The organism is Neobacillus sp. OS1-32 (genome assembly GCF_030915425.1).
Lineage (GTDB): Bacteria > Bacillota > Bacilli > Bacillales > Cytobacillaceae > Neobacillus > Neobacillus paridis.
The window spans coordinates 4,162,718-4,175,725 of the sequence record NZ_CP133263.1 but is presented as its reverse complement, the minus strand read 5'-3'; the positions used below and the strand labels follow the sequence as shown (position 1 = coordinate 4,175,725).

Genomic DNA, 13,008 nt, shown 5'->3' with positions numbered 1-13,008 from the left:
CGAGCAGTACCTGTGCACCCTGATCTTCTGTGGCGTAAACTATCCGCAGGACTCCTTCACCTGATATTCGTCTAATATTGGCACACTTATAATGTGTCTAAAGTTAAAAATTTTTAAAAAAAATGTCAAATTCTCCTGCATTAATGGTACTATTTTCATAGAATATTTTAATAGAAGGGGAGAAATTAACTTGATTATTGATAAGACATCATATATAGCTAATTTTAATTTGACTTTTGGATCTGAAAACGAGCCAATGTTATCTCAATTTGAAAATATAATTTTTCCTGCGTTTACACGAAATTATAAGGAAGAAAATAGAAAGAAAAATAAAAAGACAACCTTCTTTTTTGAACAGGTTAAACTTACTAATGTTAAAGGAGAATTTGTTTTAGCTGGATTAATTGTAAAAAGTACTCGTCTTGAAGTGAAGTCTAGGATTATTGACGGCGAATTGGTACGCACTGATGAAGTATATCCATCTGACCCATATTCATATTTTCTTATTAATTTGAAGAACCATCGAATGGTTTTAGTTAAAAATCAAAACGGTAGCCCAACATTAAAAAATTTTTCTTCAACAGCTAGAGATGTCCTGTATGATTTTATCAGAGAACAAAATAAAAATATCATTAATAAGAATGATAAATTACCACTGCCCAATTTAAATGTTGTTGCAATACCTTTTGAAGGTACAATTGAAGAGCAACTAAAAGATGTAAAAAAGATAAATAACATAACTTTGAAATTTTATCCGCTAAACGGGGATATAATGGAGAATGAGACTGTTGATGAACTAACAGAAGCATTGAAATCTTTAGGGAGTAAAACAGGACACTTACGTTTTAACTCACCGCAGAATAAAGAAAACGTAACTCAAATTCTTAAAGATACAAAGGGACTATTAGAGCCCACTGTAAAGGTTCAATTTCAAAACGGTACTTCTGGAACACTTAAGGATGACTCCTTTACAGAAGAAATGAGTATCCCCGTCGATGAAGAAGAAACATTCCTGCAAAATATTGATGTAATTGCAGGCAAATTAATCAACAAGGAAGAATTTAATGAAACTAGTCCCGAAAATAAAAAGATTTATGATAGGTTTTTCACTAAACTTGAAGGTTTATATAATAAGTTCTTAAGATAAATAAACCTTTTTAAAGGTGATATAAATGGACAATCAAAAGTTATTTGATAATACGCAGGAATTAGTAAATTTAAAAAAAATAAATTCTTTTGATTTATTCGTGTTAAGTCTGAAAAGATTTACTTTGAGTAAGCAAAGAATGAAAATTCTTGGAGTTCTTTTTATTATTATATTTCTTACCCAAAAGTTTTTAATTTATCCAACGACTTCAGCAATAAGTGTTATTGCCGATATAGCTGTGAATATAAATTATGTTATTATTCCTATTTTTGCAGTTATTATAACTGGTTACTCAATTTTTCAAGCCTTATCAAATGGAAGTACATTAATCAGACTAATAGCTGTAAAGCATGAAGAACAACTTGATAAATTCTCAACTTACAATGTGTATTTTTACGGTTTATCAATATTTTACCTCGGAATTACTATTATGAATTTATTATTGTTAGTTACGTTCAAATATTTACCTGTAGATTGGTGTTTAAGTTTTTTTTCAAAATTAACAAATGAATACATCGCTGCGGTTCTTATTTCTTTATATTTGGTAATAATACTGTACTTTTTGATTGAAATAAAAAGCTTTATTTATAATTTATTTCAAATTTTTACGACTAATGCGGCGGAATCCTCGATTCAATATTTGGTTAATGATGAAAAAGAAAAAAATGAATAATTCCAAAAATGCAGCCATTAAAGGATGCATTTTATTTTCATATAAACATTGGACTAAGAGTAACATCCTTAGGTTTTTTGATAAGTTTCTGGACTCACTTATTCGATAAATAAAAAGATCAGCTACTTTTTCAAAAGCAGCCTAAATAATCGGAGGTTTACATATTTTGCTTTATATCCTGACATCTTTCCAAAAAAACTCATGTAAGCATCACGCAGAAAAATTCTTCTCCCGCCATCGGTACACAAAAGCATTTCACAAATGAAAATGAGGGGGGACTATCCTAATTCCTTTAACAACAAATCCTTCAATTTATTTTCAACATTAGTTTTGCTTTTGATTTGTTCAAACTTGGATTCGTACTTGTCCAGTAGTTCATTGGTCAATCGAACATTAATAATTTGGATAGAATGTTTCCTTAAGTTCTCTTTCATTCTTTCATCTCGTTCTTTCCGCAATTGCTGAACTTTCTTCATCTTTGCCCAAACCAATGCTCGAATAAATTCCTCCAGCTTCATCTTTGCATTCTCAGCAGCTAAAACCAATTGTACCTTTACTTCCTTATCAAACGAAAGGGTTAGCCAATTCTGTGGTTCTTCCTCTGATTGTGGTTTAATCAGTTCATTTAGCTCATTAAAGGTTTGAATCATTTGGTTTGGTATACAAAGTCGGCATAACCCTTGCTGATATAGGTAATACAAAGCAGGAAATTTTTTGAAAAAAGGTAGAACTTTTCTATATTGTTCGAAAAAAGAGCAGCTATATATGTAATAGCTACTAAAAAATTGGAGAGTCGTTTGCAGTTAATCATAGCAAAAAATCAATTGAATTAAGACAACCGAATTGAGACTTACAATCTTTCTGCCTTACTTATCTCGAAATTACCGAAAAAATAGAAGAAGACGAACTTCAAAAGTCCGCCTCCTACACTAAACGTAAAATCTGAATCGGCACGAAATCGGCACGACTACTTTTTATTAGGTTATTGAATTGCTCTCAAACATTGATACACCAAGGTTTGTAGAGGATTAACCTATACTACCTTCCATTTCGAACTTGATTAATCGGTTCATTTCAACGGCGTATTCCATTGGTAGTTCTTTTGTAAATGGTTCGATGAAGCCCATGACGATCATTTCTGTTGCTTCCTGCTCAGAGATGCCGCGGCTCATCAAGTAGAAGAGCTGCTCTTCGGAAACTTTGGAAACCTTCGCTTCGTGTTCAAGTGAAATATTGTTGTTTAGTACTTCATTGTATGGGATCGTATCAGAAGTTGATTTATTATCCATAATCAGCGTATCGCACTCAATGTTAGCACGAGCACCGTCAGCTTTACGGCCAAAGTGCACCAAGCCGCGATAGTTGGTTTTACCACCATGCTTGGAAATTGACTTCGAAACAATCGTCGAAGAAGTATTTGGCGCCAAATGAATCATTTTTGAACCCGTATCCTGAACTTGGCCTTTGCCGGCAATTGCAATCGATAATGTCATGCCGCGGGCGCCTTCACCCTTCAGGATGACAGCCGGATATTTCATCGTTAATTTGGAGCCAATGTTACCGTCAACCCATTCCATTGTGGCATTTTCTTCACAGACCGTACGCTTCGTAACCAGGTTGTAAACATTGTTGGCCCAGTTTTGAATCGTTGTATAACGGCAGTAGCCGCCTTTTTTAACGATAATTTCAACAACGGCACTGTGAAGCGAATTGGTTGTATAGACCGGGGCGGTACAGCCTTCAACATAGTGGACACTGGCGCCTTCATCAACAATGATCAAGGTTCTTTCGAATTGTCCCATGTTTTCCGAGTTGATCCGGAAATAGGCTTGTAATGGCGTATCAACCTTTACACCTGGTGGAACATAAATGAACGAACCGCCAGACCAAACCGCCGAGTTTAATGCCGCAAATTTATTATCTGTTGGAGGGATTACCTTTGCCCAGTGTTCACGGAAGATATCTTCGTTTTCTCTTAAAGCGGAATCGGTATCTTTAAAGACGATTCCTAAGGCTTCAAGGTCTTCCTTCATGTTATGGTAAACCACTTCAGACTCATATTGGGCCGATACACCGGCAAGATACTTCTGTTCTGCCTCCGGAATTCCCAGTTTATCGAAAGTGGCCTTGATTTCAGCTGGGACCTCATCCCATGATTTCTCGGACTTCTCGGACGGTTTTACATAATATGTGATTTCGTCAAAGTTTAACCCACTTAAATCTCCGCCCCACATCGGCATTGGCTTGCTGTAGAAGATATCCAGTGATTTCAAGCGGAAGTCCAGCATCCACTGTGGCTCACCCTTCATCTTGGAGATTTCTTCAACAATTTCTCGGGTCAAGCCACGTTTTGACCGGAATATGGAAACGTCTTTATCGGCAAAACCGTATTTATAATCACCGATTTCAGGCATCTTTTTTGCCATTGTCGTATTCCTCCTTCTTAGAAAAGCGGAAGCGCCTTGGTAAGGGGCGACAAGCAAAGATGCGCCGACATGAAGGTTGTTCTTTAACCTTCCTGTCGGATTGGCTTATGACCTCGAGCCCCCTAGGCGCTGGAGCTAGACATCATCCCAATCTCCACCGCTTCGTCGTTTTATTCTTTTTCCCCTTCAGTTAACCCTCTTTCCATCGCCTTCCACGCTAAAGTTGCGCATTTAATCCGGGCGGGAAATTTGGAAACACCGTGAAGTGCTTCAATATCACCTAAATCCATGTCTTCATCTATTTCTTTGCCTTGCATCATATCAGAAAAAATCTTCGATAATCTCAAGGCATCCTCTACTTTTTTCCCTTTAATCGCCTCCGTCATCATCGAGGCGGATGACATCGAGATGGAACAGCCTTCCCCCTCAAAGCGGCAATCCTCAACAATTCCATCTTCCACTTTAAAGGTTAATTGAATCCGGTCGCCGCAGGTCGGGTTATTCATATTTATCGTATGGCTGCCATCTTCTAAAATGCCACGGTTTCGCGGCTTTTTATAATGATCCATGATCACTCTTCGGTATAAGGCGTCTAAATTAGAAGACATCGCTGAAATACTCCTTTGCTTTGACAAGGCCTTCGCTCAGTCTGTCAATATCTTCTTCTGTATTATACAAATAAAAGCTGGCACGTGCCGTTGCTGTAACGTTCAACCATCTCATTAATGGTTGGGCACAATGATGTCCGGCACGAACCGCAATTCCTTCTGCATCCAATACGGTTGCCACATCATGCGGGTGGACGTCGGTCAGATTAAATGTTACCAGTCCGCCACGCTTTGCAGCATCATGCGGGCCGTAAATTGTAATCCCCTCGACAGAAGACAGTTTATCCAGTGCGTAAGCGGCAAGTTTATGGTCATGCTCAGCAATTTGCTCTAACCCAACTTCATTCAAAAAGTCAATCGCAGCGCCAAGACCGATAGCACCGGCAATAATTGGTGTGCCCCCTTCGAATTTCCATGGAAGCTCTTTCCAAGTTGATTCGTATAAATGGACGAAATCAATCATTTCTCCGCCAAATTCGATTGGCTCCATGTTCTCGAGCAAATGCTTTTTACCGTAAAGAACACCGATCCCGGTTGGACCACACATTTTATGACCGGAGAAAGCGAAAAAGTCACAATCTAAATCCTGGACATCGACCAGCATATGCGGGGCACTTTGGGCACCGTCAACGACGATAACGGCATTATGTTCGTGAGCAATTTTAGCGATTTCCTTAATTGGATTGATCGTCCCTAGAACGTTTGACACCTGGGTTACCGAAACCAATTTTGTGTTGTCCGTAATCGCCTCCCGAACGTCTTCCAGAGAAAGAGTACCATCCTCCTGGAGCGGAATATATTTTAACCTGGCACCGGTTCTTTTTGCCACCTGCTGCCATGGGATGATATTACTATGATGCTCCATATGGGTAATAACAATTTCATCACCTTGTTTTAAATTTGCGGCAGCGTAGCTTGCCGCTACGGTATTCAGTGATGTAGTGGTGCCCCTGGTAAAAATAACTTCCTCGAGTGATTTGGCATTAATAAACTTACGAACCTTTTCCCGTGCTCCTTCATATGCATCTGTTGCCTTTGTTCCTAATGTATGCACCCCGCGATGGACATTGGAATTGTATTCGCGGTAGTATTGATTAACCGCCTCAATGACCTGAATCGGCTTTTGTGACGTCGCAGAGCTGTCTAGATAAACCAGCGGGTGGTCATTAACTTCTTGATCTAGAATCGGAAACTGACGGCGAATATCCTGGATATTCATTATTTTACTTTCCTTTCGATAACTTCAGATAATTGTTTTTTCACTTTTTCAATTGGCAATTGCGTTACAACCGGTGCAAGGAAGCCATGAATGACTAAACGCTCTGCTTCGGTCTGTGGAATCCCGCGGCTCATCAGGTAATAAAGCTGTACCGGATCTACCCGTCCGACTGAAGCGGCGTGCCCGGCCATGACATCATCCTCATCGATTAACAAAATGGGATTGGCATCACCGCGTGCTTTTTCGCTGAGCATCAGCACCCGGGAGGTTTGCTCGGCATCTGCTTTGGAGGCACCGTGTTCAATTTTACCAATACCGTTAAAAATCGTAGTTGCACTATCTTTTACCACGCCATGGTTTAAAATATTTCCTTGGGTATGTTTTCCGAAATGAACAACCTTCGTCGTGAAGTTTTGCGTTTGCTCTCCACGGCCAACGACAACCATTTTCGCATCCCCAATAGAACCGTCACCAAGTAAGTTCGTGGTGTTCTCAAAAATGGTATTTCCTTCGTTCATTGACCCCAGGGCCCAATCAATCTCAGAATCTCTGCCGGCGACTCCGCGACGGTTCACATATGCGGTCATTCCTTTTGCCAAATGATCAACAGCACCGTATTGAACTCGAGCATTTGTATTGACAACAAGTTCCGTTAAAATATTGGCCAAAGTATCGGATTCTTCCACTGTGGAAATATAGTTTTCAACGTATGTTAAAGAACTATTATCATCTGCTACCACGATAACATGGTTAAACAAGTTGGCTTCTTTGTCATCATGAACAAATACAGCCTGAATCGGTTCAGTGATCTCCACATTTTTCGGTACATAAACGAAAACACCGCCGTTAACAAGTGCCGCATGAAGCGCTGTCAATTTGTGTTCATCTGCATTGATTGCCTGCGTCATATAATATTTTTTTAGCAGATCGCCATGCTCCCTCGCAGCGGTAAAAATGTCGGTGAAAATAACGCCTTTATTTTTCAATTCGTCCGACAGTGTTAGAAACGCAGGTGTCTGATTGCGCTGAATATAAAGATTATGTTTACTGGTCTCTATATCTACTAATGCTTTTACTTCTTCCGGAAGGTCAGCAAGAGATGAATAGGCCTGACTTTTCACTGTATGCTGGCGAAATTGGGTAAAATTCCATTTTTCAATTTTTGTTTTTTCCGTTTTTGGCATGGGCAGCTGTTCAAATTGCTCCAAGGCCTTTAGACGAAGCGCCGCAAACCAGGCAGGCTCGTTCATAGCACTAGAAAAAGTACTGACGAAAGCCTTATCGAATGGTAATTTTATTTCAGTTGTCATGTTAATCCTCCTAACCCTAAGACTTAAGCTTCTTGCTCAACTGTTTCATCTTCAATGCCAAGTTCTTTTTTAATCCAGTCGTAACCTTCCGCTTCTAAACGTTGCGCAAGTTCAGGACCGCCATTTTTAACAATCCGGCCATCCATCATCACATGGACATAGTCAGGAGTAATATAATTTAACAAACGTTGATAGTGAGTGATAATCAAGCAACCAAAGTCATCACTGCGCATTTGATTGACACCTTTTGAGACAACCTTTAAAGCATCGATGTCAAGTCCGGAGTCAATTTCATCCAAAATGGCAATTTTAGGTTGAAGCATCATTAACTGCAGAATTTCATTGCGTTTTTTCTCTCCACCGGAGAAGCCTTCATTTAAATAACGCTGTGCCATATCTAAATCCATCTCAAGAAATTCCATTTGCTTATCCATTTGACGAATAAATTTCATTAATGAAATTTCATTTCCTTCGCCACGGCGGGCATTGATCGCCGAACGTAAGAAATCAGCATTTGTCACACCATTAATTTCACTTGGGTATTGCATTGCTAAAAACAACCCGGCACGGGCGCGCTCATCTACTTCCATTTCCAAAACATTTTGACCGTCTAAGGTGATGCTGCCGCTTGTTACTTCATATTTTGGATGGCCCATGATCGCCGATGATAGTGTGGATTTACCAGTTCCATTCGGGCCCATGATCGCGTGAATTTCGCCACCTTTTATTTCAAGGTTTACACCTTTTAAAATTTCTTTTCCTTCAATGGCAACATGAAGGTCCTTAATGATTAAAGTTGATCCAGCCATATCTATACCTCCGAAAATTTTGTATCTCACAGACCGTAGAGATCTGTTCCCTTTATTCTCACTTTATTCTCATTACAATCTTATAACATATGAAAACTATTATCAACTAATAAGCAGAAATAACTATTCCTATTTTCAATGGACTAATCATAAATGAGAATGAAATAAGTTTTTACGAAAAATACAGATAAAAATATATGTAAAACTTAATCCGCTTTAAATGATACTCCTTTTTTGGCTCAATTTCCAACGCTTGATAATATCTATTTTTTTCCAAAAAATCCAGATTCATGTATATATAAACACTCGCCGACGGGCAAGCCCGTTAGGACGGTTCACGAGGCGTAGTTGAATTTATGCAACTTAAGAAAGCGTAAAATTCAGAAAAAATTAAATACCTTCTTATTAGCCAAAAAAGGCCAGTGGAGTGCCACTGACCTTCTTTAATACTATTTTTATTTTGAAATAGGAACGACAGCACCTTTGTATTTATTCAGGATAAAGTCTTGAATTTCTTTTGATTGTAATGCCTCGACTAGCGCTTTGATCGCCGGTTTGTTTTCATCGCCTTTACGAACGGCAATAATATTAACATATGGTGAATTCTTATCTTCGATGGCAATCGCATCTTTTAATGGATTTAAACCAGCATCAATCGCATAGTTTGAGTTGATTAAGACCGCATCGCCTTCACCCGTTTTATAGATTTGCGGCAGAAGCTTCGGTTCATAGTTGGCATCAAATTTTAGATGCTTGGGATTGTCCGTGACATCTTTTATATCAGCAGTTGTCTTATCGATTCCTGCTTTTAACTTAATAAGTCCTTCATTTTCAAGCAGTGATAACAAACGACCATGGTCAGAAACGGAGTTACTCATAATTAAATGAGCTCCATTAGGAAGATCGCTTAACTTTTTGTATTTCTTAGAATAGATCCCGATTGGCTCAATATGAATGCCGCCGGCGTTTACGAAGTCATAGCCAAATTCTTTAATTTGTGCGTTTAAGTAAGGAATGTGCTGAAAGTAGTTCGCATCCAGTTCTTTAGATTCAAGGGCTTTGTTTGGTAAAACATAGTCAGTAAATGTCTTAATCTCAAGATCGATTCCCTTTTTCTTGAGGATCGGCTTTGCCTGTTCCAAAATTTCAGCATGGGGAACTGGTGATGCACCGACGACTAATTTTGTCGTTTTTGCTTGATCTCCGCCGTTTCCGTTGCTTTCCGATTTTTGTTTTGATGTACCGCAAGCTGCCAATGCCAGTACAAGTGCTAATGCTAAAAGTGCTCCAAGCCATTTTTTCATTTTGTATATCCCCTTTTAAGTAATTTGAAAACCCCGCCTTATGGACTGTTCAATTGGATCACCATCGGGCAAGACTTTATTTAACGTTTATCAATTTTTGCTGTGATTGTATCGCCAATAAATTGAATCACAAAGACAATCAGTAAAATAATGACAGTTGCGACAACCGTGACATCATTTTGATTTCGCTGATAACCGTAATTATAAGCGAGATTTCCTAAGCCACCGGCACCAATCGCCCCCGCCATGGCCGTATAACCAACGAGGGCAATGGCCGTTACAGTAATTCCAGAAACAAGTGCTGGCAGCGATTCGGGAAGCAGCACCTTCCAAATAATCGTCCATGTTGACGCTCCCATTGATTTCGCCGCCTCGATTACACCTTTATCAATTTCCCTGAGGCCGATTTCCACCATTCTTGCATAAAACGGTGCCGCTCCGACAATCAATGCCGGCAATGCTGCTGTTTCACCTATCATCGTCCCAAGTAAAAAAACGGTAAATGGGATCAACAAGACAATAAGGATAATAAACGGGATAGATCGAAAAATATTCACAATCGCGCCGATCACCGTGTTAATCAGTTTATTTTCCCACATATTATCTTTTCCGGTGAGAAACAGCAGCATACCAAGAATAATTCCCAAAACAAATGTAACAAGAACGGAAATCCCGGTCATAAATAAGGTTTGATTGGTTGCCTCCCACATGATTTGCCAGTCAACATTCGGGAAATACTTAGCCATTTGAAACCACCTCCACGCCTACCTGCTGGGAACGAATAAAGTCAACAGCTTTATTCACTTCTTGTTCGTTCCCATCGATATGAACGAATAATGTTCCATAGGAGCCTTTTTGGGTTTGCGAGATTTTCCCTTGCAAAATATTGACATTGACATGGAAACGGCGAATCAAATTGGTAATCAATGGCTGTTCAGCGGAATCGCCGATAAAGGTTAACTGGATAATTTGTCCGGAATCATAGCATTTAAGCAGGTGTTCAGCGATTTCTTTTGTTTCTTCGGGTTCGGACACTTGCTGGACAAACCGTTTGGTGATGGGCTGCTGCGGGTTTTTAAACACATCCAACACAGAACCTATTTCAACGATTTTGCCGTTTTCCATTACCGCTACCCGGTGACAAATTTTTCGAATGACATGCATTTCATGAGTGATTAACACAATCGTTAAGCCAAGCCGTTTATTAATATCGACTAATAAGTCCAAAATCGAATCGGTTGTTTCCGGGTCAAGGGCGGAAGTTGCTTCATCACAAAGCAATACCTTTGGATTATTGGCAAGCGCTCTGGCAATTCCGACACGCTGCTTCTGGCCGCCGCTCAACTGTGATGGATAGGCATTCTCCCTGCCCTCCAAGTCCACCAGCCTGATCAATTCTGCCACCCGTTTTTTCCTTTCCGGCCCTTTTATGCCGGCAATCTCGAGCGGAAAGGCGATATTTTCACTGACCGTTCGGGACCATAATAAATTGAAGTGTTGAAAAATCATGCTGATTTCCTGACGGGCTTTGCGAAGTTCGCTGCCCCTAATCTTTGAAATATCCCGTCCGGCGACGGTAATGGTTCCTTCTGTGGGAAGTTCCAGTCCATTCAGCATCCGGATTAACGTGCTTTTTCCGGCGCCGCTATAACCAATAACACCAAAGATTTCTCCGTCGTTAATTTCCAAATTGACATCATCAACGGCAGTTAATTGTCCTTCCTTGAAAGGAAAAATCTTTCGGACATTTTTGATTGAAATCATCAAATCACCCGCTTCTTATCCTAATATATAGGGTTTGATTTTTTGAATGGAAAGATTCTTTTTCTTTAAGGTCAAATCGTGAAAGTCATCACGCCGTTACAAGCCTATTCATAGAAAAAGCCTTTCCGCACAGGCAGAAAGGCACAACTAATCAAACCTTTCTCCCATCTTTCAAAGCAACTGCTTTGTGTGAATTGGCACCATTTCAATAATGACGGTTGCCGGGCTTCATCGGGCACATCCCTCCACCTCTCTTGATAAGAGATAACAAATCCTATATTCATTATTCAAGCAGCACATTATGTAAGTGCGCTTCTATAAAGTACAAATGAAATCGTACCACGGATAAAAAGAGGTGTCAATTAATTTCTCTCACATCTGCCCGAAACATTCAGACATTTGTTTTTAAGGAAGTCAAGCCGGTTGCCGCGGCAATGGCATCTTCGAGATCTTCGATGAGATCATCGACATTTTCGATCCCAATTGACAGGCGGATTAAATCCTCCGAAACGCCGGCTGCCTTTAATCCTTCTGCGTCCAGCTGCTGGTGAGTCGTGCTGGCCGGATGGATGATCAAACTCTTAGCATCCCCAACGTTTGCTACATGGGCCCAGATTTTGATCGAATTAATTAAGGTTGCCCCGGCCTGTTTGCCGCCTTTAATGCCGAAAACAACCATTGAGCCTGCCCCTTTTGGGAGGTATTTCTGAGCCAGTTGATAATCAGGATGTGACGGATGCCCCGGATAGGAGACCCATTCGACAGCAGGATGGTTCGTTAAATATTCGACCACCTTTTCGGTATTAGCCACATGTTCTTTCATCCGGACATGAAGAGTCTCAAGGCCGAGCACAAATTGAAAGGCATTTTGCGGGCTAAGAGCCGGTCCTAGGTCACGCAACAGTTGAACACGGGCTTTAACGATATAGGCAGCGGCCCCGATGGCCTCGGCATAAACAAGGCCATGATAGCTGTCATCTGGTGTCGTGAAGCCCGGGAACCTCGGTGAATTCCAATCAAACGTACCGCCGTCGACAATAATGCCGCCCGTCGTTGTCCCGTTGCCTAACAGCCATTTTGTCGCAGAGTGGACGACAATATCGGCACCATGCTCGATTGGCCGGCAGAGGTATGGGGTCGCAAACGTATTATCAATGATAAGCGGCACACCAGCCTCGTGGGCAATCTTGGCCACTTTTTCAATATCCAAAATAGTTAAGCTGGGATTTCCGATCGTTTCAGCAAACACCGCTTTTGTTTTTTCCGTGATCGCAGCACGGAAGTTTTCCGGATCTTTCGGATCAACAAATTTCACATCAATGCCGTATTTCGGGAGTGTCACAGCAAATAAGTTGTAGGTGCCGCCGTATAGAGTGGATGCCGAGACAATTTCATCACCAGCTTCGGCAATATTTAAAATCGCCAGAGTAATCGCCGCCATTCCACTAGCAACCGCCAGTGCGCCGACGCCACCTTCCAGCAGGGCCACTCTGTCTTCAAAAACAGTTGTCGTTGGATTGTGAATCCTGGTATAGATATAACCTGGTTCTGCTAAAGCAAACAGATTTGCGGCATGTTCCGTGTTTTTAAATTGATAGGCATTATTTTGATAGATCGGAACTGCCCGAGCCCCCGTTACCGGGTCTGGTGATAAGCCACCATGTACACTTAATGTTTCAAAACGATATTTTTTTTGATTCTCAGCCATTCGACACTCGCTCCTTTTGTCACAATTTATAAAGAAACCC

Annotated in this window: 12 protein-coding genes and 1 riboswitch; of the genes, 2 read left to right on the top strand and 10 right to left on the bottom strand. The window is 40.5% G+C overall.

Annotated elements, in window-relative coordinates; all coding sequences use genetic code 11:
* Positions 1-190 precede the first annotated feature (190 nt).
* Positions 191-1,147, top strand: coding sequence for a hypothetical protein (locus RCG24_RS20390; RefSeq protein WP_308077892.1), 957 nt, complete (start codon positions 191-193; stop codon positions 1,145-1,147).
* A 25-nt stretch (positions 1,148-1,172) separates the two neighbouring features.
* On the top strand, positions 1,173-1,820 hold the full coding sequence (locus RCG24_RS20385) for a hypothetical protein (protein ID WP_308077891.1): 648 nt from the start codon (positions 1,173-1,175) through the stop codon (positions 1,818-1,820).
* 278 nt (positions 1,821-2,098) lie between these two features.
* Here the strand turns inward: RCG24_RS20385 and RCG24_RS20380 are convergent, their stop codons facing one another.
* The 10 genes from RCG24_RS20380 to RCG24_RS20335 form a co-directional block, all read right to left on the bottom strand.
* A complete protein-coding gene (locus tag RCG24_RS20380) occupies positions 2,099-2,470 on the bottom strand; it encodes a hypothetical protein (protein WP_308077890.1) in 372 nt (123 codons plus the stop codon).
* 378 nt (positions 2,471-2,848) lie between these two features.
* Positions 2,849-4,246, bottom strand: a complete 1,398-nt coding sequence (sufB, locus tag RCG24_RS20375; RefSeq protein WP_202656109.1) for a Fe-S cluster assembly protein SufB — start codon at positions 4,244-4,246, stop codon at positions 2,849-2,851.
* A 170-nt stretch (positions 4,247-4,416) separates the two neighbouring features.
* Complete coding sequence (gene sufU, locus RCG24_RS20370) at positions 4,417-4,854, bottom strand: Fe-S cluster assembly sulfur transfer protein SufU (RefSeq protein WP_202656110.1); 438 nt, start codon at positions 4,852-4,854, stop codon at positions 4,417-4,419.
* On the bottom strand, positions 4,844-6,073 hold the full coding sequence (locus RCG24_RS20365) for a cysteine desulfurase (RefSeq protein WP_308077889.1): 1,230 nt from the start codon (positions 6,071-6,073) through the stop codon (positions 4,844-4,846). Before RCG24_RS20365 ends, sufU begins: the two co-directional genes overlap by 11 nt.
* Positions 6,073-7,383: a Fe-S cluster assembly protein SufD gene (gene sufD / locus RCG24_RS20360; RefSeq protein WP_202656112.1), complete on the bottom strand. Its 1,311-nt coding sequence runs from the start codon at positions 7,381-7,383 to the stop codon at positions 6,073-6,075. The genes RCG24_RS20365 and sufD overlap by 1 nt, the downstream gene beginning before the upstream one ends.
* Positions 7,384-7,406: 23 nt before the next feature.
* Positions 7,407-8,192, bottom strand: a complete 786-nt coding sequence (sufC, locus tag RCG24_RS20355) for a Fe-S cluster assembly ATPase SufC (protein ID WP_202656113.1) — start codon at positions 8,190-8,192, stop codon at positions 7,407-7,409.
* A gap of 455 nt (positions 8,193-8,647) precedes the next feature.
* On the bottom strand, positions 8,648-9,496 hold the full coding sequence (locus RCG24_RS20350; RefSeq protein WP_202656114.1) for a MetQ/NlpA family ABC transporter substrate-binding protein: 849 nt from the start codon (positions 9,494-9,496) through the stop codon (positions 8,648-8,650).
* Positions 9,497-9,576: 80 nt separating this feature from the next.
* Complete coding sequence (locus RCG24_RS20345) at positions 9,577-10,242, bottom strand: methionine ABC transporter permease (RefSeq protein ID WP_308077888.1); 666 nt, start codon at positions 10,240-10,242, stop codon at positions 9,577-9,579.
* Positions 10,235-11,260, bottom strand: coding sequence for a methionine ABC transporter ATP-binding protein (locus RCG24_RS20340; RefSeq protein ID WP_308077887.1), 1,026 nt, complete (start codon positions 11,258-11,260; stop codon positions 10,235-10,237). Before RCG24_RS20340 ends, RCG24_RS20345 begins: the two co-directional genes overlap by 8 nt.
* A gap of 161 nt (positions 11,261-11,421) precedes the next feature.
* Positions 11,422-11,524, bottom strand: a riboswitch (SAM riboswitch).
* Between the two features lie 127 nt (positions 11,525-11,651).
* Positions 11,652-12,968, bottom strand: coding sequence for an O-acetylhomoserine aminocarboxypropyltransferase/cysteine synthase family protein (locus tag RCG24_RS20335; RefSeq protein WP_308077886.1), 1,317 nt, complete (start codon positions 12,966-12,968; stop codon positions 11,652-11,654).
* Positions 12,969-13,008: the final 40 nt, after the last annotated feature.